Annotated in this window: 33 protein-coding genes; 1 reads left to right on the forward strand and 32 read right to left on the reverse strand. The window is 69.6% G+C overall.

What is annotated here, in order from left to right:
• The 31 genes from BM093_RS00005 to rpsL form a co-directional block, all read right to left on the reverse strand.
• On the reverse strand, positions 1-407 hold a 407-nt coding region (locus tag BM093_RS00005; protein ID WP_143105230.1), incomplete at its 3' end, for an NAD(P)(+) transhydrogenase (Re/Si-specific) subunit beta.
• Positions 408-466: 59 nt separating this feature from the next.
• On the reverse strand, positions 467-793 hold the full coding sequence (locus BM093_RS00010) for an NAD(P) transhydrogenase subunit alpha part 2 (RefSeq protein ID WP_093335309.1): 327 nt from the start codon (positions 791-793) through the stop codon (positions 467-469).
• Entirely contained in the window at positions 793-1,911 is a 1,119-nt protein-coding gene (locus BM093_RS00015) for a Re/Si-specific NAD(P)(+) transhydrogenase subunit alpha (RefSeq protein ID WP_093335312.1), read from the reverse strand. Before BM093_RS00015 ends, BM093_RS00010 begins: the two co-directional genes overlap by 1 nt.
• A 180-nt stretch (positions 1,912-2,091) precedes the next feature.
• Positions 2,092-2,937, reverse strand: coding sequence for a type I methionyl aminopeptidase (gene map / locus BM093_RS00020; protein ID WP_093335314.1), 846 nt, complete (start codon positions 2,935-2,937; stop codon positions 2,092-2,094).
• Between the two features lie 55 nt (positions 2,938-2,992).
• Positions 2,993-3,547 carry an adenylate kinase gene (locus BM093_RS00025; RefSeq protein ID WP_093335317.1) on the reverse strand — a complete coding sequence of 185 codons (555 nt, stop codon included), beginning with the start codon at positions 3,545-3,547 and terminating at the stop codon, positions 2,993-2,995.
• A 135-nt stretch (positions 3,548-3,682) separates the two neighbouring features.
• The gene (secY, locus tag BM093_RS00030) at positions 3,683-4,993 is read right to left on the reverse strand and encodes a preprotein translocase subunit SecY (RefSeq protein ID WP_093335319.1); all 1,311 of its coding nucleotides are present in this window, start codon (positions 4,991-4,993) and stop codon (positions 3,683-3,685) included.
• Between the two features lie 314 nt (positions 4,994-5,307).
• Positions 5,308-5,766, reverse strand: a complete 459-nt coding sequence (gene rplO / locus BM093_RS00035; protein ID WP_245773199.1) for a 50S ribosomal protein L15 — start codon at positions 5,764-5,766, stop codon at positions 5,308-5,310.
• Complete coding sequence (gene rpmD / locus BM093_RS00040) at positions 5,763-5,948, reverse strand: 50S ribosomal protein L30 (RefSeq protein ID WP_093336471.1); 186 nt, start codon at positions 5,946-5,948, stop codon at positions 5,763-5,765. The genes rplO and rpmD overlap by 4 nt, the downstream gene beginning before the upstream one ends.
• 5 nt (positions 5,949-5,953) lie before the next feature.
• Positions 5,954-6,586 (reverse strand): 30S ribosomal protein S5, encoded by a 633-nt coding sequence (gene rpsE / locus BM093_RS00045; RefSeq protein WP_093335322.1) that lies wholly within the window; start codon positions 6,584-6,586, stop codon positions 5,954-5,956.
• Positions 6,587-6,632: 46 nt separating this feature from the next.
• Positions 6,633-7,001, reverse strand: a complete 369-nt coding sequence (rplR, locus tag BM093_RS00050) for a 50S ribosomal protein L18 (protein ID WP_093336474.1) — start codon at positions 6,999-7,001, stop codon at positions 6,633-6,635.
• A gap of 44 nt (positions 7,002-7,045) precedes the next feature.
• Positions 7,046-7,585, reverse strand: a complete 540-nt coding sequence (rplF, locus tag BM093_RS00055) for a 50S ribosomal protein L6 (RefSeq protein ID WP_093335324.1) — start codon at positions 7,583-7,585, stop codon at positions 7,046-7,048.
• Between the two features lie 17 nt (positions 7,586-7,602).
• Positions 7,603-8,001, reverse strand: coding sequence for a 30S ribosomal protein S8 (rpsH, locus tag BM093_RS00060; RefSeq protein ID WP_093335326.1), 399 nt, complete (start codon positions 7,999-8,001; stop codon positions 7,603-7,605).
• Positions 8,002-8,118: 117 nt separating this feature from the next.
• Complete coding sequence (locus BM093_RS00065; RefSeq protein WP_093335328.1) at positions 8,119-8,304, reverse strand: type Z 30S ribosomal protein S14; 186 nt, start codon at positions 8,302-8,304, stop codon at positions 8,119-8,121.
• 4 nt (positions 8,305-8,308) lie between these two features.
• Entirely contained in the window at positions 8,309-8,872 is a 564-nt protein-coding gene (gene rplE / locus BM093_RS00070) for a 50S ribosomal protein L5 (RefSeq protein ID WP_093335331.1), read from the reverse strand.
• A 1-nt stretch (position 8,873) separates the two neighbouring features.
• Complete coding sequence (rplX, locus tag BM093_RS00075) at positions 8,874-9,200, reverse strand: 50S ribosomal protein L24 (protein ID WP_093336477.1); 327 nt, start codon at positions 9,198-9,200, stop codon at positions 8,874-8,876.
• 14 nt (positions 9,201-9,214) lie between these two features.
• Positions 9,215-9,583: a 50S ribosomal protein L14 gene (rplN, locus tag BM093_RS00080; RefSeq protein ID WP_093335334.1), complete on the reverse strand. Its 369-nt coding sequence runs from the start codon at positions 9,581-9,583 to the stop codon at positions 9,215-9,217.
• 8 nt (positions 9,584-9,591) lie between these two features.
• The gene (gene rpsQ / locus BM093_RS00085; protein WP_093336479.1) at positions 9,592-9,858 is read right to left on the reverse strand and encodes a 30S ribosomal protein S17; all 267 of its coding nucleotides are present in this window, start codon (positions 9,856-9,858) and stop codon (positions 9,592-9,594) included.
• 86 nt (positions 9,859-9,944) lie between these two features.
• Positions 9,945-10,190: a 50S ribosomal protein L29 gene (rpmC, locus tag BM093_RS00090; protein WP_020622931.1), complete on the reverse strand. Its 246-nt coding sequence runs from the start codon at positions 10,188-10,190 to the stop codon at positions 9,945-9,947.
• Positions 10,190-10,609 (reverse strand): 50S ribosomal protein L16, encoded by a 420-nt coding sequence (gene rplP, locus BM093_RS00095; protein WP_093335337.1) that lies wholly within the window; start codon positions 10,607-10,609, stop codon positions 10,190-10,192. Before rplP ends, rpmC begins: the two co-directional genes overlap by 1 nt.
• Before the next feature lie 3 nt (positions 10,610-10,612).
• On the reverse strand, positions 10,613-11,458 hold the full coding sequence (gene rpsC, locus BM093_RS00100; RefSeq protein ID WP_093335340.1) for a 30S ribosomal protein S3: 846 nt from the start codon (positions 11,456-11,458) through the stop codon (positions 10,613-10,615).
• Positions 11,458-11,883 (reverse strand): 50S ribosomal protein L22, encoded by a 426-nt coding sequence (rplV, locus tag BM093_RS00105; protein ID WP_093336482.1) that lies wholly within the window; start codon positions 11,881-11,883, stop codon positions 11,458-11,460. The genes rpsC and rplV overlap by 1 nt, the downstream gene beginning before the upstream one ends.
• 37 nt (positions 11,884-11,920) lie before the next feature.
• Positions 11,921-12,202, reverse strand: a complete 282-nt coding sequence (rpsS, locus tag BM093_RS00110; protein ID WP_010232348.1) for a 30S ribosomal protein S19 — start codon at positions 12,200-12,202, stop codon at positions 11,921-11,923.
• A gap of 14 nt (positions 12,203-12,216) precedes the next feature.
• Complete coding sequence (gene rplB / locus BM093_RS00115) at positions 12,217-13,050, reverse strand: 50S ribosomal protein L2 (RefSeq protein ID WP_093335342.1); 834 nt, start codon at positions 13,048-13,050, stop codon at positions 12,217-12,219.
• Between the two features lie 16 nt (positions 13,051-13,066).
• Complete coding sequence (gene rplW / locus BM093_RS00120; protein ID WP_010232350.1) at positions 13,067-13,366, reverse strand: 50S ribosomal protein L23; 300 nt, start codon at positions 13,364-13,366, stop codon at positions 13,067-13,069.
• The gene (gene rplD, locus BM093_RS00125; protein WP_093335344.1) at positions 13,363-14,049 is read right to left on the reverse strand and encodes a 50S ribosomal protein L4; all 687 of its coding nucleotides are present in this window, start codon (positions 14,047-14,049) and stop codon (positions 13,363-13,365) included. Before rplD ends, rplW begins: the two co-directional genes overlap by 4 nt.
• Complete coding sequence (rplC, locus tag BM093_RS00130) at positions 14,046-14,747, reverse strand: 50S ribosomal protein L3 (RefSeq protein ID WP_093336484.1); 702 nt, start codon at positions 14,745-14,747, stop codon at positions 14,046-14,048. Before rplC ends, rplD begins: the two co-directional genes overlap by 4 nt.
• A gap of 8 nt (positions 14,748-14,755) precedes the next feature.
• Positions 14,756-15,061, reverse strand: coding sequence for a 30S ribosomal protein S10 (gene rpsJ, locus BM093_RS00135; RefSeq protein ID WP_003938093.1), 306 nt, complete (start codon positions 15,059-15,061; stop codon positions 14,756-14,758).
• A 534-nt stretch (positions 15,062-15,595) separates the two neighbouring features.
• Positions 15,596-16,789 (reverse strand): elongation factor Tu, encoded by a 1,194-nt coding sequence (gene tuf / locus BM093_RS00140; protein WP_093335346.1) that lies wholly within the window; start codon positions 16,787-16,789, stop codon positions 15,596-15,598.
• Between the two features lie 314 nt (positions 16,790-17,103).
• Positions 17,104-19,206, reverse strand: a complete 2,103-nt coding sequence (gene fusA / locus BM093_RS00145; protein WP_093335349.1) for an elongation factor G — start codon at positions 19,204-19,206, stop codon at positions 17,104-17,106.
• A gap of 41 nt (positions 19,207-19,247) precedes the next feature.
• Entirely contained in the window at positions 19,248-19,718 is a 471-nt protein-coding gene (rpsG, locus tag BM093_RS00150) for a 30S ribosomal protein S7 (RefSeq protein WP_093335352.1), read from the reverse strand.
• Positions 19,718-20,092 carry a 30S ribosomal protein S12 gene (rpsL, locus tag BM093_RS00155; protein WP_068797767.1) on the reverse strand — a complete coding sequence of 125 codons (375 nt, stop codon included), beginning with the start codon at positions 20,090-20,092 and terminating at the stop codon, positions 19,718-19,720. Before rpsL ends, rpsG begins: the two co-directional genes overlap by 1 nt.
• Before the next feature lie 602 nt (positions 20,093-20,694).
• Between rpsL and BM093_RS00160 the strand changes: the two genes are divergently transcribed.
• On the forward strand, positions 20,695-21,591 hold the full coding sequence (locus BM093_RS00160; RefSeq protein ID WP_177238199.1) for an alpha/beta hydrolase: 897 nt from the start codon (positions 20,695-20,697) through the stop codon (positions 21,589-21,591).
• A 148-nt stretch (positions 21,592-21,739) separates the two neighbouring features.
• Here BM093_RS00160 and BM093_RS00165 read toward each other — a convergent pair whose 3' ends face one another.
• Positions 21,740-25,651, reverse strand: coding sequence for a DNA-directed RNA polymerase subunit beta' (locus tag BM093_RS00165; protein WP_093335358.1), 3,912 nt, complete (start codon positions 25,649-25,651; stop codon positions 21,740-21,742).
• Between the last annotated feature and the right edge of the window lie 30 nt (positions 25,652-25,681).

Here is a 25,681-nt window from a genome sequence, read left to right on the forward strand (position 1 = left end):
AACGAGCCCCAGAACGAGATCGAACCCACGATCGCGGCGAACATCGACGCGATCACCACATACAACGCCGTGTCGACGAACCCGCCGGTCGCCCGGAACTCCGCCCACGCGATCAACGCCACCGCGCCACCACCGACGCCGTTGAACAACGCCACCATCTGCGGCATCTGGGTCATCTTCACGTTGCGCGCCGCCGGCACCCCCAGCAGCGTGCCCACCACCAGACCCACAATGATCAAGATCCAGTTCGTGCGCACCAGCAGCAGCGTCGCCACCACCGCCAGCCCCATCCCGACCGCAGCGATCAGGTTCCCCCGCACCGCCGTACGCGGCCCGGTCAACCCGGACAGGCCGTAGATGAACAACCCGAACGCGATGATGTAGAGGATGGGCACGATCGTGCCCAGCGGCCCCTCCGGCAGCGTCTCCGCCGCCGCCAGGGCCCCGACACCGTCTCCGACACTGTTCACGAGCCGCTCCCGTCCTTCTGCGCAGCGGCCTTACCGGGCGCCTTGCCCTTGAACATCCCCAGCATCCGGTCGGTCACCAGGAACCCGCCGACCACGTTGATCACACCGAACGCGATCGCCACCACCAGGATGATCGCGTCGACCACGCCGACCTCCTCCCGGCCCAGCACCACGATCGCGCCCAGCAACACGATCCCGTGGATCGCGTTCGTGCCCGACATCAACGGCGTGTGCAGCGTGTTCGGGACCTTCGAGATCACAGCGAAGCCCACGAAACCGGCCAGCACCAGAATGGCGATGTTCGCCAGCAGTGCGGAATCCATCAGGAACCCTCCTCCTCGCGCGTGACGCACGAGCGCGCCAGGACCTCGTCGGAGAAGTCCGGGGTGAGCTCGCCGTCGGCGAGCATGAGCTCGAGCAGCGAGGTGATGTTGCGCGCGTACAGCTCGGAGGCGTGCTCCGGCATCGCCGCGGGCAGGTTGAGCGGCGACACGATCGTCACGTCGTGCCGCACCACGGTCTCGCCCGGCTCGGTCAGCTCACAGTTGCCGCCGGCCTCACCGGCCATGTCCACGATGACGCTGCCCGGGCGCATGCCCTCGACCGCGGCGGCGCTCACCAGCCGGGGCGCCTGCCGGCCCGGCACCAGCGCCGTGGTCACGACCACGTCGAACCCGGTGATGGCCTCCTCCAGGGCCTGCTGCTGCTGCGCACGCTCGTCGTCGGTGAGCTCGCGGGCGTAACCGCCCTCACCGGCCGCGTCGATGCCCAGGTCCAGCCACTGTGCCCCGAGCGAGCGCACCTGGTCGGCGACCTCCGGCCGCACGTCGTAACCGGTGGTCCGCGCACCCAGCCGCTTCGCCGTGGCCAGCGCCTGCAGACCCGCCACCCCGACGCCGAGCACCAGCGCCGTCGCCGGCTTCACCGTCCCCGCCGCCGTCGTCAGCATCGGGAAGAACCGGGTCGAGTGCTCGGCCGCGGCCAGCACCGCCTTGTACCCCGCCACGTTCGCCTGCGACGACAGCGCGTCCATGCCCTGCGCGCGCGAGATCCGCGGGATCGACTCCATCGCGAACCCCGTGACACCGGCACCGCGCAGCTTCTGCACGATCTGCGGGTCCGTCAGCGGGGACAGGAACCCGATCAGCACCTGCCCGGAACGGAGCCGGCCGATCTGCTCCTCGCTCGGCGCGTTGACCACGGCGACCACGTCCGCCGCCCACGGGTCGCCGATCTCGGCGCCCGCGGCGGTGTACTCCTCGTCCGGGATGAGCGCACCAGCGCCCGCCCCGGCCTCGACCACGACCGTCGCACCGCGTGCGGAGAGCTTGCCGAGCACCTTCGGCACCAGCGCCACCCGGCGCTCGCCCGCTCGTGTCTCTCTCGGTACGCCGATCGTGACCGTCTTCTGCGGGTCGTCCCGCCCGGCCTCATCGCCCATGCGGGGAACCTAGACCACGAGCTCGCTCCCGTGGCGCCCGGACGTGATCAGAACTACCCGGGGGCCGGCACTGGATCGATTACCCAGTACCGGCTGTATCGATCAGATTCTGACCTGGGGTCATCCGTCCGTGTGAGCGGTCGGACGCGCCCCGGCCCGGCCGGGCGCGGCGCGGTGCGGTCAGCGACCGGGGCGGTCCGGGGCACCCGCGGGCGCGGTCAGCAGCCACGGGCCGTCCTCGGTCACCGCGATCGTGTGTTCCCAGTGCACGGCGCGGCCACCGGAGGCGGTGATCACGGTCCAGCCGTCGTCCAGCTCGAGGGCCTCCGGGTCCCCGGCCACGAGCATCGGCTCGACGGCCAGGGCCATCCCGGGGCGCAACCGCGGCCCGCGGCCGGGTTCGCCGTGGTTCGGCAGGAACGGGTCCATGTGCATCGACGTGCCGATGCCGTGGCCGCCGTAGTCGGCGACGATCCCGTAGTCGGCGCCGTCGGCCTCTGCCGCGGCCCGGCAGGCTTCCTGGATCGCATACGACACGTCGGTCAGCCGGGCACCGGACCGGACGGCGAGGATGCCCGCGTCCAGCGCCGACCGGCACGCCGCCGACAGCGCGAGGTCGGCTGCGGACACCTCCCCCACGGCGATGGTCACGGCGGAGTCCCCGTGCCAGCCGTCCAGGATCGCGCCACAGTCCACCGACAGCAGGTCGCCGTCGGCCAGCACCTGCTCCGGCGACGGGATGCCGTGCACGATCTGCTCGTTCACCGACGCGCAGATGCTCGCCGGGAACCCGTGGTACCCGAGGAACGAGGGCACTCCGCCACCGCCGCGGATCGTCTGCTCGGCCAGCGCGTCGAGCTCGGCCGTGCTCACGCCCGGCTTCGCGTGCTCGGTGACGGCGGCGAGGGTGGCGGCCACCAGGGCGCCCGCCTCCCGCATCGCCTCGAGCTGACGGTGGGTCTTGAGCTCGATGTCCCGACCCCGGTACCGGGCGATCGCGCCGCGGAGGCCGCCCCGACCGTTCATGCGTTCCCTCGGTTCCCCGCCGTGCCGGCGGCCGCGTCGGTGTCGACTTCCTCGCTCAGGCGCCGCGTTCCCGCAGCGCCGAGAAGACCCGCTCGGTGATCTCGTCGATCTCGCCGACGGCGTCGATCGTGACCAGCCGGCTGCGGTAGTGGTCCAGCAGCGGGGCCGTCTCCTCGCGGTAGACGCGCTGCCGGTTGCGGATGGTGTCCTCGTTGTCGTCGCTGCGCCCGCGGCCGAGCAGCCGCTGCACGACGACCTCGTCGTCGACCTCGAACTGGACGACGGCGTCGAGTTCCAGGCCCTTCTCCTGCAGGATCTCGCCGAGCGAGCCGGCCTGCGCGGTGTTGCGCGGGAAGCCGTCGAGGATGAAGCCGCGCTGCGCGTCGGAGTCGCCGAGCCGGTCCTTGACCATGCCGACGGTCACCTCGTCGGGCACCAGGTCCCCGGCGTCCATGTACCGCTTCGCCTCGCGGCCGAGCTCCGTCTCGTCGCGCAGGTTCGCGCGGAACAGGTCGCCCGTCGAGATGTGCGGGACCTCCAGCCGCTTGGCCATCTGCTCAGCCTGGGTCCCCTTGCCGGCACCCGGCGGTCCCACCAGAACGAGTCGCACGCGAACCCGACCTCCCAAAGTCCCAAAGTCACTGTCTCTGCCGCACCGGCGTCCTCGCCGGCGCGCGGTGCCGCGGACACCGGGGCGGGGCCGGGGCCCCGACCGGGGTTCCCGCACGGCCACGCTCGGGCGAGCCTAACGCAGGAATCCCTCGTAGTTCCGCTGCATGAGCTGGCTCTCGATCTGCTTCAGCGTGTCGAGGCCCACCGTCACCATGATCAGAACGGCGGTGCCGCCGAACGGAAAGTTCTGGTTCTGGCCGGTGCCGGTGATGCCGAGGAAGAAGTTCGGCAGGACGGCGATGATGCCCAGGTACAGCGAGCCCGGCATGGTGATGCGGCTGAGCACGAAGTTCAGGTACTCCGCGGTCGGCCTGCCGGGCCGGATGCCCGGGATGAAGCCGCCGTACTTCTTCATGTCCTCGGCACGTTCGTCCGGGTTGAACGTGATGCCCACGTAGAAGTACGTGAAGAAGATGATCAGCGCCATGTACAGCACGATGTGCACGGGGTTGGACTGATCGACCAGGTAGGTCTGCACGAACTGCTGGAACCAGCCGCCGTCGTTCCCGGCGAGGCGGGCGACCAGGTCGGGCAGGTACAGCAGCGAGCTACCGAAGATCACCGGGATGACGCCGGCCTGGTTGACCTTCAGCGGCAGGTAGGTCGAGGTGCCGCCGTACATCCGCCGGCCCACCATGCGCTTGGCGTACTGGACCGGGATGCGGCGCTGGCCGTTCTCGACGAACACGACGCTGGCGATGATCGCGAGGCCGAACACGCACACACCGGCGAAGACCAGGCCGCCGGAGTTCTCCAGGATCAGCCGGCCCTCGGCCGGGATCCGGTGCGCGATCGAGGCGAAGATCAGCAGGGACATGCCGTTGCCGATGCCGCGCTCGGTCACCTGCTCGCCGAGCCACATCACCAGCGTGGAGCCGGCCACCATCGTGCTGACGGTGACGACCAGGGTGAAGATCGACGAGTCCGGGATGATCGGCAGCGAGCAGCCCTGGAACAGCTGGCCCCGTTCGGCGAGCGCCACGAAGCCCGTCGCCTGCAGGACCGAGATGCCGATGGTCAGGTAGCGGGTGTACTGGGTGAGCTTCGCCTGGCCGGACTGGCCTTCCTTCTTCAGCTGCTCGAACCGCGGGATGACCACCTGCAGCAGCTGCACGATGATGCTCGCGGTGATGTAGGGCATGATGCCCAGAGCGAAGATCGAGAGTTGGAGGAGCGCCCCGCCGGAGAACAGGTTGATCAGCGAGTAGACGCTGGCGTTGTCCCCGCCCTCGACCTGGCGGACACACTCCTGGATGTTCGGGTACGACACCCCCGGCGACGGGACGTTCGCCCCGAGCCGGTACACGGCCACGATCGCCAGCGTGAAGAGGATCTTCTTGCGGAGATCCGGCGTGGTCAGGGCCGACCGGACTGCGCTGAGCACTCGGTGATCCTCCTACGACGTGGGCGGCCCGGCACCGCCTGCTCCGGCCCCGGACGGAGCCGGCCGGATGGGGGACGCGATCCGCGCTCCCGGGCCGGGGGATGCCCGGCGGGGGCGGCGTACGTACGCCTCTCGGCCGTACCCGAGCACCGTTCGGTGGTGCGCGCGCGCCTCTCGGCGTTGCTGTGGACGCGAAGCCCGGACGTGACTGTAACAGCGCCCCGGACACGCCTCGGCGCCGCCCACGAGCCCCTTCCGCCGGAGTGGCGGTCGGGACCGTGAACGGCGCCGGACACGTGCTGCGAAGGCCTCGGTCAGAGCTCGGTGACCGAGCCGCCCGCCGCCGAGATCTTCTCCCGCGCGGACGCGGAGAAGCGGTGGGCCTTCACGGTCAGGGTGACGCCCGAGAGCTCGCCCTCGCCGAGCACCTTGACCGGCTGGTTCTTGCGGACCGCGCCGGCCTCGGCCAGCTCCGCCGGGCCGACCTCGCCGCCCTGCGGGAACAGGGTGGCCAGCTCGCCGACGTTCACGACCTGGTACTCGACCTTGAAGCGGTTCTTGAAGCCCTTGAGCTTGGGCAGCCGCATGTGCAGCGGCATCTGCCCGCCCTCGAAGCGCGGCGACACCGTCTTGCGGGCCTTCGTGCCCTTGGTGCCGCGACCCGCGGTCTTGCCCTTCGAGCCCTCGCCGCGGCCCACGCGGGTCCGCTCCTTCTTCGAGCCCGGGGCAGGACGCAGGTCGTGCAGCTTGATCACGTTCTGCTCGTCGCTCACGCCTGCACCTCCTCCACGGTCACGAGGTGGCGCACCGTGTGGACGTACCCGCGGGTCTGCGGGTCGTCCGGACGCTCCACCGTCTGCCGGATCTTGCGCAGACCCAGCGAACGCAGCGTGTCACGCTGGTTCTGCTTGGTCCCGATCCGGCTCTTCACCTGGGTGATCCTCAGAGTGGCCATGTCGCTCACACCCTCGCCGCGTCGGCCTCGGCGCGCTGCCGCAGCATCCGGGCCGGGGCGACGTCCTCGAGCGGCAGACCGCGACGGGCCGCCACCTCCTCCGGACGCTGCACGGCACGCAGTGCGGCCACCGTGGCGTGCACGATGTTGATCGCGTTGTCGGAGCCGAGGGACTTGGACAGCACGTCCGAGATCCCCGCGCACTCCAGCACCGCGCGGACCGGGCCGCCGGCGATGACACCGGTACCCGGCGAGGCCGGGCGCAGGAGGACGACGCCCGCGGCGTCCTCGCCCTGCACGCGGTGCACGATCGTGCCGCCGATGCGCGGGACGCGGAAGAAGTTCTTCTTCGCCTCCTCGACGCCCTTGGCGATCGCGGCCGGCACCTCCTTGGCCTTGCCGTAGCCGACGCCCACCAGGCCGTCACCGTCGCCGACGATCATCAGCGCGGTGAAGCTGAACCGGCGGCCGCCCTTGACGACCTTGGCCACGCGGTTGATCGTGACCAGCCGCTCGATGTACGGGGTCTTGTCCTGGGCCGCCCCGCCACGGCCACCGTCCCGGCGGTCCCGGTTGTTGCGGTTGTCGTTGCTACCGCCACCGGGCCCTCCGCCGTCACGCCGCGTACGTCCCGGCATCAGACGATCCCTTCAGTCATGTCACTGCTGTGCTTGGAGAGGCCCATCAGAAGTCCAGGCCTCCCTCGCGGGCGGCGTCGGCCAGGGCCGCGATCCGGCCGTGGTAGGCCAGGCCACCGCGGTCGAACACGACGGTGGAGATCCCGGCCTCCTTGGCGCGGGCGGCGATCAGCTCGCCGACCTTCGTCGCCTTGGCCTTCTTGTCGCCCTCCAGGCCGCGCACCTCGGCGTCCAGGCTCGACGCGTGGGCCAGGGTGTGCCCGGCCAGGTCGTCGATCAGCTGGACCGCGATGTGCCGCGAGGAGCGGTTGACCGCCAGCCGCGGACGCGCGGGCGTCCCGGAGATCTTCTTCCGGAGCCGGGCGTGCCGGATGATGCGCGAGTCGCGGCGCTTGCGCGCGACCTGCGACGCCATCCGACGGCGGGCGGCACCCGACACGGCTTCGTTCGTCTCGGCCATCACTTACCCGTCTTCCCGACCTTGCGGCGGACCTGCTCGCCGGCGTACCGCACGCCCTTGCCCTTGTACGGGTCCGGGCGGCGCAGCTTCCGGATGTTCGCAGCGGTCTCGCCGACGAGCTGCTTGTCGATGCCGGAGACCGAGAACCTGGTCGGCGACTCGACCGCGAAGGTGATGCCCTCCGCCGGCTCGATGACGACCGGGTGCGAGTACCCCAGGGCGAACTCGAGGTTCTGGCCCTTGAGCTGGACCCGGTAACCCACGCCGTGGATCTCCAGCTTCTTCTCGTAGCCGGCGCTCACGCCGACCACGATGTTGTTCACGAGCGTGCGGGACAGACCGTGGAAGGCCCGGACCTCACGCTCGTCGTTCGGGCGCTTCACCAGCACCGCGCCGTCGTCCTCGCGCTCGATCGTGATCGGCTCGATGACGGTGTGCGAGAGGGTGCCCTTCGGACCCTTCGCGGTGACCGTGCGGCCGTCGATGGTGATCTCCACGCCGGACGGGACGGTGATGGGCAGCTTTCCGATGCGAGACATCGTTCGTTACCCCTCTCTCACCAGACGTAGGCGAGGACTTCCCCGCCCACGCCGCTCCGGTAGGCCTGCTGGTCGGTCATCAGACCCCGCGAGGTCGAGATGAGCGCCACGCCGAGCCCGCCCAGGACCCGCGGCAGGTTCGTCGACTTCGCGTAGACCCGCAGGCCCGGCTTGGAGACCCGCCGCAGGCCGGCGATGCTCCGCTCCCGGTTGCGGCCGTACTTCAGCTCGACGACCAGGGACTTGCCGACCTCGGCGTCCTCGGTGTGGTGCGCGAAGATGTAGCCCTCCTTCTGAAGGATCTCCGCGATGGCGACCTTCAGCTTGGAGTGGGGCATCACGACGCGGTCGTGATAGGCCGAGTTCGCGTTCCGCAGACGGGTCAGCATGTCTGCGATCGGATCGGTCATCGTCATGGTGTCTTGTCTCTTTCCCGCCGTGGTTCCTCGCGGTGTCGCGGGCCTTCGGCGATCGGGCACATGGTGCGTGTGAGTGGATATCGCGGCTCCAGCCGCGATATCCACTCACAGGGGTTACCAGCTGCTCTTGCTCACACCCGGCAGTTCGCCGGCGTGCGCCATGTCGCGCAGGCACACGCGGCAGAGGCCGAACTTGCGGAAGACCGCACGCGGCCGGCCGCACTTCTGGCAGCGGGTGTAGCCACGCACGGCGAACTTCGGCTTCCGGTTCGCCTTGTTGATGAGCGCCTTCTTCGCCATTCGCTCAGCTCTCCTTGAACGGGAAGCCCAGGTGGCGCAGCAGCGCCCGGCCCTCGGCGTTCGTGGTCGCGGTGGTCACGACGGTGATGTCCATGCCCCGCGGCCGGTCGATGGAGTCCGGGTCGATCTCGTGGAACATCGACTGCTCGGTCAGGCCGAACGTGTAGTTGCCACGGCCGTCGAACTGGCTGCCGTTCAGGCCCCGGAAGTCCCGGATACGCGGCAGCGCGATCGTCAGCAGCCGGTCCAGGAACTCCCACATGCGGTCGTTCCGCAGGGTCACCTTGGCGCCGATGGGCATCCCCTCGCGCAGCTTGAACTGCGCGATCGACTTGTTCGCCCGGCGCAGCAGCGGCTTCTGGCCCGTGATGATGGCCAGGTCGCGCAGCGCGCCGTCGATCAGCTTGGAGTCCCGCGCGGCGTCACCGACGCCCATGTTCACCACGACCTTGGTCAGGCCGGGGATCTGCATGACGTTGCGGTACGCGAACTCCTCCTGCAGCTTGCCCTGGATCTCCGAGCGGTACCGCTGCTTGAGCCGCGGGATCTCGGTGGTCGGAGCGGTCATCTCAGATCTCCTTCCCGTTGCGCTTGGAGATCCGGACGCGGCGGGACGTGCCGTCCTCGCCCTCGACGACCTTCTTGCCGACGCGGGTCGGCGTGCCGTCGGAGTCGACGACCATCACGTTGGAGACGTGGATGGCCGCCTCCTGGGTGACGATCCCGCCGCTCTCGGCCCCGCGCTGGTTCTGGCTGATCCGGGTGTGCTTCTTGATCCGGTTCACGCCCTCGACCAGCACGCGCTCGCGCTCGGGGTAGGCCGCGATGACCTTGCCCTTGGCGCCCTTGTCCTTGCCGGCGATCACCAGAACGGTGTCGCCCTTCTTCACCTTCATCTTCGCCTTCATGATCAGAGCACCTCCGGAGCGAGGGAGATGATCCTCATGAACTTGCGGTCGCGCAGCTCGCGCCCGACCGGGCCGAAGATTCGAGTCCCTCGGGGTCCGTTGTCCGCCTTGATGAGGACGGCAGCGTTCTCGTCGAAACGGATGTAGCTGCCGTCGGGACGGCGCTTCTCCTTCTTCGTGCGCACGATGACCGCCTTGACGACGTCACCACGCTTCACGCCGGCGCCGGGCATGGCCTCCTTGACCGTGGCGACGATGACGTCGCCGACGCCGGCGTAGCGCCGCGCGGAGCCGCCCAGCACCCGGATGCACAGGATCTCCTTGGCACCGGTGTTGTCGGCGACGCGCAGCCGCGACTCCTGCTGGATCACTTCGACTCCTACTTGGCCTTCTCGAGGATCTCCACCAGCCGCCAGCGCTTGGTCGCCGACAGCGGACGGGTCTCCATGAGGCGGACACGGTCGCCGATGCCGGCGGTGTTCTCCTCGTCGTGCGCCTTGACCTTGTTGGTCCGGCGGATGACCTTGCCGTAGAGCGGGTGCTTGACCCGGTCCTCGAGGGACACGGTCACGGTCTTGTCCATCTTGTCGGACACGACCAGGCCCTCACGGACCTTCCGCTCCCCGCGCTGCCCCTCGGGCTGCACCTGTGCCGTGTGCGGCTTGGTCGCCGCCGTCGCGTCCTCGGTCACGCTGCGGACGTCCGCGCTCACACCACTGCTCGCGTCGTCGCTCATGCCGCGCCCTCGCTCTCGGTCGGGGCGGCGGACAGGCCGAGCTCACGCTCGCGCATCACCGTGTAGCAGCGCGCGATGTCGTGGCGGACGGCCCGCAGCCGCCGGTTGTTGTCCAGCTGCCCGGTGGCCATCTGGAAGCGGAGGTTGAACAGCTCCTCCTTGGCCTCCCGCACCCGCACGACCAGCTCCTCGTCGGAGAGCTCACGCAGCTCGGCTGCCTTGGTGTTACCGCTGCTCGCCATCAGATGTCACCACCCTCACGGGACACGATCCGGCACTTCATGGGCAGCTTGTGCATGGCCCGGCGCAGCGCCTCGTGGGCCGTCTCCTTGTTCGGGAAGGTCATCTCGAACATCACCCGGCCGGGCTTGACGTTCGCGACCCAGCGCTCCGGCGAACCCTTGCCGGAACCCATCCGGGTCTCGGCGGGCTTCTTCGTCATCGGGATGTCCGGGAAGATGTTGATCCAGATCTTCCCGCCACGACGGATGTGCCGGTTGATCGCGATACGCGCCGACTCGATCTGCCGGTTCGTCACGTAGGCCGGCTCCAGCGCCTGGATGCCCCAGTCACCGAAGGTGACCGCGGTGCCGCCGCTGGCCATGCCCTTGCGCTTGGGCCGGTGCTGCTTGCGGTGCTTGACCTTGCGTGGGATCAGCATCGGTCAGCTCTCCCCACCGTTGCTCTGGTTCTCACCGGAGGCAGGGGCCTCGGCGGTCGCCGTGCCGGCGCCGCCGCCCTGGCCGCCGCCGCTCTGCGCGGCGCGTCCGGCCTCGGTGCTGGTCGCAGTGGTGCCCGAGGCACCGGAGCGGCGACGGGCCGGACGCTCGCGGCGCGGGCCGCGGCCCGGCGCCTCGGCGGCCGGAGCACCCTCGCGGCGGCCACCGACGACGTCACCCTTGTAGATCCAGACCTTCACGCCGATCCGGCCGAAGGAGGTCCGGGCCTCGAACAGGCCGTAGTCGATGTCCGCGCGCAGCGTGTGCAGCGGCACGCGCCCCTCGCGGTAGAACTCCGACCGCGACATCTCGGCACCGCCGAGCCGGCCCGAGCACTGCACCCGGATGCCCTTGACCTGCGGGCTGCGCATGGCCGACTGGATGGCCTTGCGCATGGCCCGCCGGAAGGCGACCCGGTTCGACAGCTGCTCGGCCACGCCCTGCGCGACGAGCTGCGCGTCCGACTCCGAGGCCTTGACCTCGAGGATGTTCAGCTGGACCTGCTTCTTGGTCAGCTTCTCCAGGTTGCCCCGGATCCGGTCGGCCTCCGCGCCGCGGCGGCCGATCACGATGCCCGGACGGGCGGTGTGGATGTCCACCCGCACCCGGTCCCGGGTCCGCTCGATCTCGACCTTGGAGATGCCGGCCCGCTCCATGCCCTTGGAGAGCATCTTGCGGATCTCGACGTCCTCCTTGACGTACTCGGAGTACTGCTTGTCGGCGTACCAGCGCGACTTCCAGTCCGTGGTGATGCCCAGGCGGAAGCCGTGCGGGTTGATCTTCTGCCCCATCAGCGGGCCCTCCCCTTCACACCACGACGGCCGGCCTTACCGGGAACCGACTCGACCTCGATGGTGATGTGGCTCGTCCGCTTGCGGATCCGGTAGGCGCGCCCCTGGGCACGCGGCCGGATGCGCTTGAGCGTCGGCCCCTCGTCGACCATCGCCACGGCCACCACGAGGGTGTCCGGGTCCAGGTCCAGGTTGTTCTCGGCGTTGGCCGCGGCGCTCGCCACGACCTTCGCGACCGGCTCGGCCGCGGACTGCGGCGAGAACCGCAGGATCGCCAACGCCTCGTCGACCGGCAGGCCGCGGACCAGGTCCACGACACGGCGGGTCTTCATCGGCGAGCTGCGGACGAACCGCGCCACGGCGCGCGCACGAGTCGGCTCGAGCGCAGCGCCGGTGGTCTCGTCAGACGTCACTGCGTCTGCCATCTTCTCCACCTCTCCTTGTCGCTACTCGGGCCGGCTTCTAGCGCCGACGCGCCTTGCGGTCGTCCTTGATGTGGCCCCGGAAGGTCCGGGTCGGGGCGAACTCGCCCAGCTTGTGCCCGACCATCGAGTCGGACACGAAGACCGGCACGTGCTTGCGGCCGTCGTGCACCGCGATCGTGTGGCCGATCATGTCCGGGATGACGGTCGACCGACGTGACCACGTGCGGATGACGGTCTTCTTGCCGGACTCGTTGAGGGCGTCCACCTTCTTGAGCAGGTGGTCGTCCACGAAGGGGCCCTTCTTCAGGCTGCGCGGCATCTTTACCTCCCTGCTCAGCGCTTCTTGCCGGTACGGCGCCGGCGGACGATCAACTTGTCGGAGGGCTTGGTGCGACGGGTGCGGCCCTCGGGGGTACCGGCCGGGTTGACCGGGTGCCGGCCACCGGAGGTACGCCCCTCACCACCGCCGTGCGGGTGGTCCACCGGGTTCATGACGACACCACGGACGGTCGGGCGCTTGCCCTTCCACCGCATCCGGCCTGCCTTGCCCCAGTTGATGTTGGCGTGCTCCGAGTTGCCGACCGCGCCGACGGTGGCGCGGCAGCGCACGTCGACGTTGCGGATCTCGCCGGAGGGCATCCGCAGCTGCGCGTAGGGCCCGTCCTTGGCGACCAGCTGGACGCCGGAACCCGCCGAGCGCGCGATCTTGGCACCGCCGCCGGGGCGGAGCTCGATCGCGTGCACCACGGTGCCCGTCGGGATGTTGCGCAGCGGCAGGTTGTTGCCCACCTTGATGTCGGCCCGGGGGCCGTTCTCGATCCGGTCGCCCTGCTTCAGGCGGGCCGGCGCGATGATGTAGCGCTTCTCGCCGTCCGCGTAGTGCAGCAGCGCGATCCGCGAGGTGCGGTTCGGGTCGTACTCGATGTGCGCGACCTTGGCCGGCACACCGTCCTTGTCGTTGCGCCGGAAGTCGATCAGGCGGTAGGCACGCTTGTGCCCCCCACCCTGGTGCCGGGTGGTGATCCGCCCGTGCGCGTTGCGGCCGCCCTTGTTGTGCAGCGGACGCACCAGCGACTTCTCCGGGAAGTCCCGGGTGATCTCGGCGAAGTCCGCTCCGCTCGAGCCACGGCGGCCCGGCGTCGTCGGCTTGTGCTTACGAATGGCCATGGGTCAGCTCGCTCCCTCAGCTCGCCTGGCCACCGAACACGTCGATCGCCTTGCTCTCCTCGGAGAGCGTGACGATCGCGCGCTTGGTGTCCTTGCGCTTGCCGTAGCCGGTGCGGGAGCGCTTGCGCTTGCCCGGGCGGTTCAGCGTGTTCACGCTGGTCACCTTGACCCCGAACACCTTCTCCACGGCGATCTTGATCTGGGTCTTGTTCGCGTCCGGCGCCACGACGAAGGTGTACTGGCGCTCGTCGAGCAGCCCGTAGCTCTTCTCCGAGACGACCGGCGCGAGCAGCACGTCCCGCGGGTCCGTGATCACTTGGCGGCCTCCTCAGCAGCAGCCCGGCGGCTCGCGGCCTTCGGCGTGGCGATCGGGCCGGCCAGGAACTCGTCCAGCGCCGTCTGCGTGAACAGCACGACGTCGTTGACGAGCACGTCGTGGGTGTTCAGCTGGTCGGGCGCGATCAGGTGGACCTGCGGCAGGTTGCGCAGGCTCAGCAGCGCGGTCTCGGCGGTCCGCTCGACGACCGCGAGCACCCGCTTCACACCGGTCTCCGGCAGCACGGCCTCGAGGGCGGTGCGGGCCGCCTTGGTGGACGGGACGTCGCCCTCCACCAGCGAGGACACGACGTGCACGCGGCCCGCACGGGCCCGGTCCGAGAGGGCTCCGCGCAGCGCGGCGGCCTTCATCTTCTTCGGGGTCCGCTGCGAGTAGTCCCGCGGCGTCGGGCCGTGCACGGTGCCACCACCGGCGAACTGCGGCGCGCGGACCGAACCCTGACGGGCGCGGCCGGTGCCCTTCTGCCGGTACGGCTTCTTGCCACCGCCGCGGACCTCGCCGCGGGTCTTGGTGTCGTGCGAGCCCTGACGCGCCGCGTTCAGCTGCGCGGTCACGACCTGGTGCATGAGGGCGATGTTCGCCGTCACGTCGAAGACGTGGTCGGGCAGCTCGACGCTGCCGTTCGCGGCGCCCTCCGGCGTCTTGATCTGCACGGTGCTCACTTGCCATCACCCTTCGCGGGGGTCTTCACCACGACGAGCCCGCCACGCGGACCGGGCACCGCACCCTTGATGAGCAGCAGGCCACGCTCGGCGTCCACGCGGTGGACCTTGAGGTTCTGCGTGGTCTGGCGGTTGGAGCCCATCCGGCCCGGCAGGCGCACGCCCTTGAACACGCGGCCCGGGGTGGCGCAGCCACCGATCGAGCCCGGGGAGCGGTGCTTGCGCTGGGTGCCGTGCGAGGCGCCCAGGCCGGCGAAGCCGTGACGCTTCATGACACCGGCGAAGCCCTTGCCCTTGGTGACGCCGACGACGTCGACCTCGGGGACCTCGGCGAACGCCTCGGCGGTGACCTCCTGGCCGGGCGCGTAGTCCGCGGCGTCGGAGGTGCGCAGCTCCAGCAGGTGCCGGCGCGGCGTGACGCCCGCCTTGGCGAAGTGGCCGGACTCCGGCTTGTTCACCTTGCGCGGGTCGATCGCACCGGAGGCGAGCTGGACGGCGGTGTAGCCGTCGGTCTCGGCCGACCGGATCTGGGTCACGACGTTCGGCGCAACCTGCACCACGGTGACCGGCACGACGTGGTTGTTCTCGTCGAAGACCTGGGTCATCCCGAGCTTGGTGCCCAGGACCCCGGTGACCTTCTTCGGCTGCCTGGTCGCAGTCGTCTTCTTGATCGAAGCAGTCGCTGAACTCACAGTCATCGCCCCCGTCACTGAATGTTGACGTCGACGCTCGCCGGAAGGTCGATGCGCATGAGCGCGTCGACCGTCTTCGGCGTCGGGTCGAGGATGTCGATCAGCCGCTTGTGCGTGCGCATCTCGAAGTGCTCGCGCGAGTCCTTGTACTTGTGCGGCGAGCGGATGACGCAGTACACGTTCTTCTCGGTGGGCAGCGGCACGGGGCCGACGACCCGAGCACCGGTGCGCGTCACGGTCTCCACGATCTTGCGAGCCGACGCGTCGATTGCCTCGTGGTCATAGGCCTTGAGCCTGATGCGGATCTTCTGTCCCGCCATGGTCGTCGGTCGTCCTCTTCTTCCTGCCGCGGGGGTGCGCGGTGTCGGCCCGTCCAGAACTCGCGCCGTGCTGCCCCCGGGAACCCGGTGCGGCCGGCTGCGGCCCGTGCTCTGTTCAGGATTGTCGGCTGGTGGATCCGCACGCCCGGTCCACCGGGCTCACGCATCCTGCCGGGGCTCACCGGTCCACGAGGTCGGGCGTGTCGCGCCCGACCCCCAGGGGTGTACCCGGGTCACCGCGTCCCTCCCCCTGTGGGGCGGGCATGTCGCTTGATCTTCCTCGGCTCCGCGACCCTGCACCGATCGATCGGGGCGAACCCGTCGGCCGGAACACGGACGCGGAACCGAGGCTGACAACGAACATGGCGCGTGGAGCGCGACTCCTGGACTACCGGCGGGGCCGGGAACAGGGGCGGCGCATCCACGCGCCATGCTCATCGTGCAACCCGTCAAGGATGCCACACGGCCGTGCGACCCCCTCGACCGGGGGGTGGGTAGCGGGGCGACCGGCCGGAGACCGGCCGTCCCGCGACCTCAGCTGTTGATCTTGGTGACCTGGCCGGCACCCACGGTCCGACCACCCTCGCGGATGGCGAACTGCAGGCCCTCCTCCATGGCGATCGGCTGGATCAGCTGAACGCTCATCGAGGTGTTGTCACCCGGCATGACCATCTCGGTGCCCTGCGGGAGGGTCACGACACCGGTCACGTCGGTCGTCCGGAAGTAGAACTGCGGACGGTAGTTGTTGAAGAACGGGGTGTGACGGCCGCCCTCGTCCTTGCCCAGGATGTAGACCTGGCCCTCGAACTCGGTGTGCGGGGTGATCGAACCCGGCTTCACGACGACCTGGCCGCGCTCGACGTCGTCACGCTTGATGCCACGCAGCAGCAGACCGACGTTCTCGCCGGCACGCCCCTCGTCGAGGATCTTGCGGAACATCTCGACACCGGTGACCGTGGTCTTGGTCGACTTCGGCCGGATGCCGACGATCTCGACCTCCTCGTTCACCTTCACGATGCCGCGCTCGACGCGGCCGGTGACGACGGTGCCGCGACCGGTGATCGTGAAGACGTCCTCGACGGGCATGAGGAACGGCTTCTCGATGTCGCGCTCCGGCTCCGGGATCGCCTCGTCGATGGCGTCCATGAGCTGGACGATCGCGTCGGCCCACTCGGTCTCGCCCTCGAGCGCCTTCAGCGCCGAGACGCGCACGATCGGGAGGTCGTCGCCCGGGTAGTCCTGCTCCGAGAGGAGCTCACGGACCTCCATCTCGACGAGCTCCATGATCTCCTCGTCGTCGACCATGTCCGCCTTGTTCAGGGCGACGACGATGTACGGCACGCCGACCTGACGCGCGAGCAGCACGTGCTCACGGGTCTGCGGCATCGGGCCGTCGGTCGCGGCGACCACCAGGATGGCGCCGTCCATCTGGGCGGCACCGGTGATCATGTTCTTCACGTAGTCGGCGTGCCCGGGGCAGTCGACGTGCGCGTAGTGCCGCTTCTCGGTCTGGTACTCGACGTGCGCGATGGAGATCGTGATACCGCGCTGGCGCTCTTCCGGCGCCTTGTCGATCATGTCGAACGCCGAAGCCTCGTTGAGGTTCGGGTAACGGTCGTGCAGAACCTTGGTGATGGCCGCCGTCAGCGTGGTCTTGCCGTGGTCGATGTGACCGATGGTGCCGATGTTGACGTGCGGCTTGGTCCGCTCGAACTTCGCCTTCGCCACTGCTGGTCCTCCTGGACTTCTGTCTTCTTCTCCGCCGTGCTGACGGCAGGTCTGTGGGGTGTGAGGTGCGGGCCGCGGACCTTACCGATCCGCGGACCGCGCCTTCCGAGCAGGTCGGACTGGGCGCCGACCGGCCCGCGAAGCGAGACTTACTCGCCCGTCGCCTTCGCTGTGTTCACTGCTCGGCTCCGGACTCGCTCCGCTCCGCGCTCGCTGACGCTCGCGGCGATGCTCACTCGCCCGTCGCCTTCACTGTGCTGTTCGCTCGACTCCGGACTCGCTCCGCGCCGTGCTCGCTGACGCTCGCACGATGCTCACTCGCCCGTCGCCTTCGCGATGATCTCCTTGGCCACGTTCGCCGGAACCTCGGCGTACGAGTCGAAGACCATCGTGTAGTTCGCCCGGCCCTGGGTCCGCGACCGCAGGTCACCGACGTAGCCGAACATCTCGGACAGCGGCACGAGCGCCTTCACGACGCGGGCGCCGGCCCGCTCCTCCATGGCCTGGACCTGGCCGCGGCGGGAGTTGAGGTCGCCGATGACGTCACCCATGTAGTCCTCGGGGGTGGTGACCTCGACGGCCATCATCGGCTCGAGGATGGCGGGACTCGCCTTGCGAGCCGCCTCCTTGAACGCCATCGAACCGGCGACCTTGAAGGCCATCTCCGAGGAGTCGACCTCGTGGTACTGCCCGTCCAGCAGCGTGCACTTCACACCGACCACGGGGTAGCCGGCCTGGATGCCGTACTGCATGGCGTCCTGGACACCCTGGTCGACCGACGGGATGTACTCCCGCGGGATGCGACCACCGGTGACCTTGTTCTCGAACTCGTACAGCGCACCGTCGCCGCCGGTGAGCGGCTCCAGGTTGACGATGACGCGGGCGAACTGCCCCGAGCCACCGGTCTGCTTCTTGTGCGTGTACTCGTGCTTCATGACCGGCTGCCGGATGGTCTCCCGGTAGGCGACCTGCGGCTTACCGATGTTCGCCTCGACCTTGAAGTCGGACTTCATCCGGTGGACCAGCACCTCGAGGTGCAGCTCCCCCATGCCGGCGATGATCGTCTGACCGGTCTCGTCGTCCAGCGAGACCTGGAACGTCGGGTCCTCGTCGGCCAGCTTCTGGATCGCGGTGGACAGCTTCTCCTGGTCGGCCTTCGACTTCGGCTCGACGGCCACCTGGATGACCGGGTCCGGGAAGGTCATCGACTCGAGCACGATCGGGTTCTGCGGGTCGCAGAGGGTGTCACCGGTCGTGGTGTCCTTGAGACCGATCACCGCGTAGATGTGGCCGGCGAGGGCCTCGTCGATCGGGTTCTCCTTGTTGGAGTGCATCTGGAAGAGCTTCCCGATGCGCTCCTTGCGGTCCTTCGTCGAGTTGACGACCTGCGCCCCGGCCGCGATCCGGCCCGAGTAGACGCGCACGTAGGTCAGCTTACCGAAGAACGGGTGCGCGGCGATCTTGAACGCCAGCGCCGCGAACGGCTCGTCCTTGGACGGCTTGCGGCTGGCCGGGGTCTCCCCGTCGGTCAGGAAGCCCTCGACCGGCGGCACGTCGTACGGCGACGGCAGGTACGAGATCACCGCGTCCAGCAGCGGCTGGACACCCTTGTTCTTGAACGCCGAACCGCACAGCACCGGGAACGCCGACCGGCCGGTGACCAGCTTGCGGATGCCGCCCTTGATCTGCTCGGTGGTCAGCTCCTCGCCACCGAAGTAGAGCTCCATGAGCTCGTCGTCGGTCTCGGCGACGGCCTCGATCAGCTGGGTGCGGTACTCCTGGGCCCGCTCCTGCAGCTCGGCGGGGATCTCCTCGACCGTGTAGTCCTCGCCCTTCGCGACCTCGCCGCGCCAGGTGAGGGCCCGCATCTCGACCAGGTCGACGACGCCGATGAACTCGCTCTCGCTGCCGATCGGCAGCTGCAGGGGCAGCGGGGTCGCGCCGAGCCGGTCGGAGATGGTCTGGACCGTGAAGTAGAAGTCGGCGCCCAGCTTGTCCATCTTGTTGACGAAGCAGATGCGCGGGACGTCGTACTTGGTGGCCTGCCGCCAGACCTGCTCGGACTGCGGCTCGACCCCCTCCTTGCCGTCGAAGACCGCGACGGCGCCGTCGAGCACCCGCAGCGAGCGCTCCACCTCGACGGTGAAGTCGACGTGACCGGGGGTGTCGATGATGTTGATCTGGTGGTTGTCCCAGAAGCAGGTCGTCGCGGCCGACGTGATCGTGATGCCGCGCTTCTGCTCCTCCTCCATCCAGTCCATCGTCGCCGCGCCGTCGTGGGTCTCGCCCAGCTTGTGGTTGATCCCGGTGTAGTACAGGATCCGCTCGGTCGCGGTGGTCTTACCGGCGTCGATGTGAGCCATGATGCCGATGTTGCGGACCTTGGTGAGGTCCGTCAGCACGTCCTGTGTGGCCACTGCTCAGCTCTCCCTGCGAGTTGGCGTCCGACGGTGGCCGGTCACCAGCGGTAGTGGGCGAAGGCGCGGTTCGACTCCGCCATCTTGTGCATGTCCTCGCGCCGCTTGACGCTGGCGCCGAGGCCGTTGCTGGCGTCCAGCAGCTCGTTCATCAGGCGCTCGACCATCGTCTTCTCGCGGCGCTGGCCGGAGTAGGTGACCAGCCAGCGCAGACCCAGGGTGGTCTGCCGGGAGGCACGGACCTCGACCGGGACCTGGTAGGTCGCGCCACCGACACGGCGGCTGCGGACCTCGAGGGCCGGCTTCACGTTGTCCAGCGCGCGCTTGAGCGTGACGACGGGGTCGGTGCCCGTCTTGTCGCGGGTGCCCTCGAGGGCGGCGTAGACGATGCGCTCGGCGAGCGAGCGCTTGCCGTCCCTCAGGACCTTGTTCACCAGCTGGGTGACCAGCGGCGAGCCGTAGACCGGGTCCGAGACCAGCGGACGCTTCGGGGCGGGGCCCTTGCGGGGCATCAGCTCTTCTCCTTCTTCGCGCCGTAGCGGCTACGGGACTGCTTGCGGTTCTTGACACCCTGGGTGTCCAGCGACCCGCGGATCACCTTGTAACGCACGCCCGGGAGGTCCTTCACACGGCCGCCGCGCACCAGCACGATGGAGTGCTCCTGCAGGTTGTGCCCCTCACCGGGGATGTACGCGGTGACCTCGATGCCGCTCGAGAGCCGCACGCGGGCGACCTTGCGCAGCGCGGAGTTCGGCTTCTTCGGGGTGGTGGTGTACACGCGGGTGCAGACCCCACGGCGCTGGGGGCTGCCCTTCAGCGCCGCGGTCTTGGTCTTGGTGACCTTGTCCTCGCGGCCCTTACGGACCAACTGCTGGATCGTGGGCATGAACCGTCTACTTCTTCCCGTCGACGTGGCTCGACTGTCTCGCTAGTCGCTGTTCTTCGTTCGTGGTGCTGAACTTCTGTACTCCGGGAGCCGGGCGCCGGCGTGGCTTCGGTACTGCTTCCGCCACCGTCGCGCCGGACCCCGAGGTCGGGCGTGTCGTCCCGCGCACGCTCGGAACCGGAAGGGCCCCGCGGAGGCTTTCGGGACGTCCACCGTGCCCGTCACCGGGACGCTTCGGGGACCCGGGCGGCGAGACCACCCGGATCCGCACGCCACGGGGCACGCGGACCGGCCCGACCGAAGTCGAGCGCAGGGCACAAGAGTACTCGGCCCTCTTCGAGACGGTCAAAGCGGGTCCGTCACGGACCCGTATGGGGACTCTCCGGGGGCTTCGGAGGTCCGCGCATCCGCCGGGAGGAGTCCCGCCGGAGACCGGATTGGCACCGACCATGCCGCACAGGGCGGGCCCTGGCAAGCGTCCTCACCCGCTCGTCGCAGATCGCCCGCCGCTCGTCGAGAGCTGGTCGGAGGCGGGCGAACCGGTGTCGGACACCGGATCCGCCCTGGGCACAGCAGGCACGGCGGCCGGGTTACCGTCCGGTATGCACCTGCCGACGGCGGTCAACCGCTTCGCCACACGCGCGCTCGTCGCGCCGCTGATGTCCTCGACCCTACCTCTACCGGTGCGCCGCGCCGGACTCGACCTCGTCGGTGCCGCGCTGCCGCTCCCCCGCGGCACCCGCCGGACCCGCGGTGTCCTGGGCGGGGTGCCCACCGAGGTCGTCGCCCCCGCCGGCCCGTTCGGGCCGCACCGCGTGCTGTACCTGCACGGCGGTGGCTACCTGGTCGGCTCCCCCGCCTCGCACCGCCCGCTGCTCGCCGGCCTCGCCCACGCCACCGGGACGCCCGTGCACGCGCCGGAGTACCGGCTCGCGCCGGAGCACCCGTTCCCGGCCGCCCTCGACGACGCGCTGGCCGCCTGGCAGGCACTGCGTACCGCGGGCCGCCCCGCCCACCGCATCGCGGTCGTCGGCGACTCCGCGGGCGGGGGCCTGGCCATGTCGCTGCTGCTGCGGCTGCGCGACTCCGGCTCGGAGCTGCCCGGAGCCGTCGGGCTGATCTCCCCGTGGCTCGACCTGTCCTGCAGCGCGGACGCGCTGACCCGCAACGCCCGCAGCGACGCCATGCTCGATCCGTCGTGGCTGGCCGGCGCCGTCGACGGCTACGCCGCGGACTGGGCCGGCACCCCGGAGCTGTGCCCGCTCGACGCCGACCTGGCCGGCCTGCCGCCGCTGCACGTCGTCGCCGGGGCGGACGAGGTGCTCGTCGACGACGCCGACGCCCTGGTCGAGCGGGCCGGCGCCGCCGGGACCTCGGTGAGCTACGAGCGCACCGCCGGGATGTGGCACGACTACCCGACCATGGCGGGCCTGCTCGCCGAGGCCGACGAGGCGCTGCGCACCCTCGGCCTGGCGCTGCGGGCCGACTGCACCCGCTGAACCGCTCGCTCCCCGGCAGGTCCGTCCCCGCCCGGGGGCGGCCCGTCCGGCGTCGCACCGGCGCCCGAACGCACGAACGGGGCCGGCCACCGCCACGGGAGAGCGGTGTCCGGCCCCGTCCGGGACCTCTTCGGCAGCGGTCAGCGCATCAGCGGTAGTCGCGGCCGAAGTCGTAGTCGTCCAGCGGCACCGCGGCACCGGTGCCCGTGCCGAACACGTCGGGGCTGTAGTAGCCGTCGTCGTAGCTCGGCAGCGCGTAGGCGGCCGCACGGGCCTCCTCGGTCGGCTGGACCTGGATGTTGCGGTACCGGTTGATGCCGGTACCGGCCGGGATCAGCTTGCCGATGATCACGTTCTCCTTCAGCCCGACGAGCTTGTCGCGCTTTCCGTTGATCGCGGCATCGGTGAGGATCCGGGTGGTCTCCTGGAACGAGGCCGCGGACAGCCACGACTCCGTCGCCAGCGAGGCCTTGGTGATCCCCATCAGCACCGGGCGGCCGGAGGCCGGCTCGTTGCCCTCGGCGACGACCCGGCGGTTCTCGCCCTCGAACTCGCCCCGCTCGGCCAGTGCGCCGGGCAGGAACTCGGTCGCACCCGAGTCGATGATCGTCACCCGGCGCAGCATCTGCCGGACGATGACCTCGATGTGCTTGTCGTGGATGTCCACGCTCTGCGTGCGGTACACCTTCTGCACCTCACGCACCAGGTGCAGCTGCACCTCGCGCGGGCCCATGACACGCAGCACCTCGTGCGGGTCCGCCGTGCCCTCGAGCAGCAGCTGCCCGACCGACACGTGGTCGCCGTCGGCCAGCGGACGCTCGACGCCGTCGACCGAGGTCATCCCGAGCCACTGCCGCTTGGACAGCTTGTCGTAGACGATCTCCTCGCCGCCGTCGTCCGGGATCAGCGTGATCTTCCAGAAACGGTCGCCGTCCTCGATCCGGACCCGCCCGTCGACGTCGGCGATCGGCGCCTTGCCGCGCGGGACCCGGGCCTCGAAGAGCTCGGTGACACGCGGCAGACCGGTCGTGATGTCGTCGCCGGCCACACCACCGATGTGGAAGGTACGCATCGTCAGCTGGGTACCGGGCTCACCGATGGACTGGGCGGCCACGATGCCGACGGCCTCACCGACGTCCACCAGCTGGCCGGTGGCCATCGAGCGGCCGTAGCAGCGCCCGCAGATGCCGGTGGCCGAGGCGCAGGTCAGCGCGGACCGGACCCGGATCTGCTTGATCCCGGCCCCGACCAACGCGTCCAGCGCCGGGTCACCCAGGTCGTCGCCCTTGCGGACGATGACCGTGCCGTCGGGCGCGGTGACCTCCTCCGCGGAGGACCGGGCGTACACCGAGGTGCGCAGGTAACGGTGCGGGATGAGCCGCCCGTCGCTGGTCTCCTCGGTGACCGGCATGGTGATCGCACGCTCGGTGCCGCAGTCGACCTCGCGGACGATGACGTCCTGCGAGACGTCGACCAGCCGACGGGTCAGGTACCCCGAGTCGGCGGTCCGCAGCGCGGTGTCCGCCAGACCCTTCCGGGTGCCGTGCGTGGAGATGAAGTACTCCAGCACCGACAGGCCCTCGCGGAAGTTCGACTTGATCGGCCGCGGGATGTACTCACCCTTCGGGTTCGCCACCAGGCCCTTCATGCCCGCCAGCTGGCGGACCTGGGCCATGTTGCCCGCGGCACCGGACTGCACGATCGTCGGGATCGGGTTGGCCTGGGGGAAGTTCTCCTCCATCGACCGTGCGACCTCTTCCGAGGCCTGCGACCAGATCTTGACCATCTCGTCGTTGCGCTCCTGGTGCGACAGGGCACCGCGCTGGTAGCGCTTGTTGATCTGGTCGGCCTTCGCCTCGTACGAGTCGAGGATCTCCTGCTTGTTCGGCGGGACCACGACGTCGTCGATGGCGAGGGTGACCCCGGACCGGGTCGCCCAGTAGAAGCCGGCGTCCTTGAGCCGGTCCAGCACCTGCGCGACCTCGGTCATCGAGTACCGCTCGGCCAGGTCGTTGATGATCGCGGCCTGGCGCTTCTTCGGCAGCGGCTCGTTGATGAACGGGTAGTCCGCCGGGAGCAGCTCGTTGAACAGCACCCGGCCCAGCGTCGTCTCCGCGGTCCAGACACCGTCCTCGGTCACCGACTCGCCCGCGGCACCCGCGGTCGGCACGACACCGGGGAGCCGGATCTTGATCGGCGCCTGCAGGTGCAGCACCTTGCGGTCGAAGGCCATGATCGCCTCGGCCGAGGAGCCGTAGTGGTTGCCGGCGCCCTCGCCCTCGTCGTTCTGCCGGGTCAGGTGGAACAGACCCGTCACCATGTCCAGGCGCGGCATCGCCAGCGGGCGGCCGGACGCCGGGGACAGGATGTTGTTCGACGACAGCATCAGCACGCGGGCCTCGGACTGCGCCTCGGCCGACAGCGGCAGGTGCACCGCCATCTGGTCACCGTCGAAGTCCGCGTTGAACGCCTCGCAGACCAGCGGGTGCAGCTGGATGGCCTTGCCCTCCACCAGCTGCGGCTCGAAGGCCTGGATGCCGAGACGGTGCAGCGTGGGCGCCCGGTTCAGCAGCACGGGGTGCTCGGAGATGACCTCCTCGAGCACGTCCCACACCTGCGAGCGGCCGCGCTCGACCATCCGCTTGGCCGACTTGATGTTCTGCGCGTGGTTGAGGTCCACCAGGCGCTTCATCACGAACGGCTTGAACAGCTCGAGGGCCATCTGCTTGGGCAGACCGCACTGGTGCAGCTGCAGCTGCGGGCCGACGACGATGACCGAACGGCCCGAGTAGTCGACGCGCTTGCCGAGCAGGTTCTGCCGGAACCGGCCCTGCTTGCCCTTGAGCAGGTCCGACAGCGACTTCAGCGGACGGTTGCCCGGCCCGGTCACCGGCCGGCCGCGGCGCCCGTTGTCGAACAGCGCGTCGACGGACTCCTGCAGCATCCGCTTCTCGTTGTTGACGATGATCTCGGGCGCGCCGAGGTCGATCAGTCGCTTGAGGCGGTTGTTCCGGTTGATGACCCGGCGGTACAGGTCGTTCAGGTCCGAGGTCGCGAAGCGGCCACCGTCGAGCTGCACCATCGGGCGCAGGTCCGGCGGGATGACCGGGACGCAGTCGAGCACCATGCCCAGCGGCGAGTTGCCGGTGGACTGGAACGCCGCGACGACCTTCAGCCGCTTGAGCGCGCGCAGCTTCTTCTGGCCCTTGCCGGACCGGATGATCTCGCGCAGCTTCTCGGCCTCGGCGTCGATGTCGAAGTTCTCCAGGAGCTTCTGGATCGCCTCGGCACCCATGGCACCGGTGAAGTAGTCGCCGTAGCGGTCGTACAGCTCGCGGTAGATCGACTCGTCCGCGATGAGCTGCTGCACGTCCAGCTTGGTGAAGGTGTTCCAGATCTCCTCGAGCCGGTCCAGCTCACGCTGGGCCCGGTCACGGAGCTGGCGCATCTCCCGCTCGCCGCCGTCCTTGACCTTGCGCCGGACGTCGCCCTTGGCCCCCTCGGCCTCGAGCTCGGCGATGTCGGCCTCGAGCTTCTGGGCCCGGGCCTCCAGGTCCGCGTCGCGGGTCTGCTCGATCCGCCGGCGCTCCACGCTCATCTCGTTCTCGAGCGTGGACATGTCGTTGTGCCGCAGCTCGGTGTTCACCGAGGTGATCACGTACGCCGCGAAGTAGATGATCTTCTCGAGGTCCTTGGGAGCCAGGTCGAGCAGGTAGCCCAGCCGGCTCGGGACGCCCTTGAAGTACCAGATGTGCGTGACCGGGGCGGCCAGCTCGATGTGGCCCATCCGCTCACGGCGCACCTTGGCGCGGGTGACCTCCACGCCACAGCGCTCGCAGATGATGCCCTTGAACCGGACGCGCTTGTACTTGCCGCAGTAGCACTCCCAGTCCCGGGTCGGACCGAAGATCTTCTCGCAGAAGAGCCCGTCCTTCTCCGGCTTCAGGGTGCGGTAGTTGATGGTCTCCGGCTTCTTGACCTCACCGTGCGACCACTGGCGGATGCCCTCGGCGGTGGCCAGGCCGATGCGCAGTTCGTCGAAGAAGTTGACGTCGAGCACGTATGTCCTCTGTTTCTTCGTTATCTCGGC

Source organism: Pseudonocardia ammonioxydans (assembly GCF_900115005.1).
In the GTDB taxonomy this organism is placed as follows: Bacteria; Actinomycetota; Actinomycetes; order Mycobacteriales; family Pseudonocardiaceae; genus Pseudonocardia; species Pseudonocardia ammonioxydans.

Excerpts from the sequence above, each read along its gene's own strand:
- rplB (WP_093335342.1), bottom strand. The coding sequence starts at position 13,050 with ATGGCCATTCGTAAGCACAAGCCGACGACGCCGGGCCGCCGTGGCTCG.
- rplF (WP_093335324.1), bottom strand. The coding sequence starts at position 7,585 with ATGTCTCGCATCGGAAAGCTGCCCATCACCGTCCCGTCCGGCGTGGAG.
- rpsJ (WP_003938093.1), bottom strand. The coding sequence starts at position 15,061 with ATGGCGGGACAGAAGATCCGCATCAGGCTCAAGGCCTATGACCACGAG.
- BM093_RS00010 (WP_093335309.1), bottom strand. The coding sequence starts at position 793 with ATGGATTCCGCACTGCTGGCGAACATCGCCATTCTGGTGCTGGCCGGT.
- rplX (WP_093336477.1), bottom strand. The coding sequence starts at position 9,200 with ATGAAGGTGAAGAAGGGCGACACCGTTCTGGTGATCGCCGGCAAGGAC.
- rpsG (WP_093335352.1), bottom strand. The coding sequence starts at position 19,718 with ATGCCCCGCAAGGGCCCCGCCCCGAAGCGTCCGCTGGTCTCGGACCCG.
- rplC (WP_093336484.1), bottom strand. The coding sequence starts at position 14,747 with ATGACTGTGAGTTCAGCGACTGCTTCGATCAAGAAGACGACTGCGACC.
- rplV (WP_093336482.1), bottom strand. The coding sequence starts at position 11,883 with ATGGCAGACGCAGTGACGTCTGACGAGACCACCGGCGCTGCGCTCGAG.
- BM093_RS00160 (WP_177238199.1), top strand. The coding sequence starts at position 20,695 with ATGCACCTGCCGACGGCGGTCAACCGCTTCGCCACACGCGCGCTCGTC.
- rpsH (WP_093335326.1), bottom strand. The coding sequence starts at position 8,001 with ATGACGATGACCGATCCGATCGCAGACATGCTGACCCGTCTGCGGAAC.
- rpmC (WP_020622931.1), bottom strand. The coding sequence starts at position 10,190 with ATGGCGAGCAGCGGTAACACCAAGGCAGCCGAGCTGCGTGAGCTCTCC.
- rpsC (WP_093335340.1), bottom strand. The coding sequence starts at position 11,458 with ATGGGGCAGAAGATCAACCCGCACGGCTTCCGCCTGGGCATCACCACG.
- rpmD (WP_093336471.1), bottom strand. The coding sequence starts at position 5,948 with ATGGCCACTCTGAGGATCACCCAGGTGAAGAGCCGGATCGGGACCAAG.
- rpsS (WP_010232348.1), bottom strand. The coding sequence starts at position 12,202 with ATGCCGCGCAGCCTGAAGAAGGGCCCCTTCGTGGACGACCACCTGCTC.
- rpsL (WP_068797767.1), bottom strand. The coding sequence starts at position 20,092 with ATGCCCACGATCCAGCAGTTGGTCCGTAAGGGCCGCGAGGACAAGGTC.
- rplE (WP_093335331.1), bottom strand. The coding sequence starts at position 8,872 with ATGACCGCTCCGACCACCGAGATCCCGCGGCTCAAGCAGCGGTACCGC.
- rplR (WP_093336474.1), bottom strand. The coding sequence starts at position 7,001 with ATGGCGTCGCAGGTCGCGCGCAAGCGCCGCGACTCGCGCATCATCCGG.
- BM093_RS00015 (WP_093335312.1), bottom strand. The coding sequence starts at position 1,911 with ATGGGCGATGAGGCCGGGCGGGACGACCCGCAGAAGACGGTCACGATC.
- rpsE (WP_093335322.1), bottom strand. The coding sequence starts at position 6,586 with ATGCCGGGACGTACGCGGCGTGACGGCGGAGGGCCCGGTGGCGGTAGC.
- rplP (WP_093335337.1), bottom strand. The coding sequence starts at position 10,609 with ATGCTGATCCCACGCAAGGTCAAGCACCGCAAGCAGCACCGGCCCAAG.
- BM093_RS00065 (WP_093335328.1), bottom strand. The coding sequence starts at position 8,304 with ATGGCGAAGAAGGCGCTCATCAACAAGGCGAACCGGAAGCCGAAGTTC.
- map (WP_093335314.1), bottom strand. The coding sequence starts at position 2,937 with ATGAACGGTCGGGGCGGCCTCCGCGGCGCGATCGCCCGGTACCGGGGT.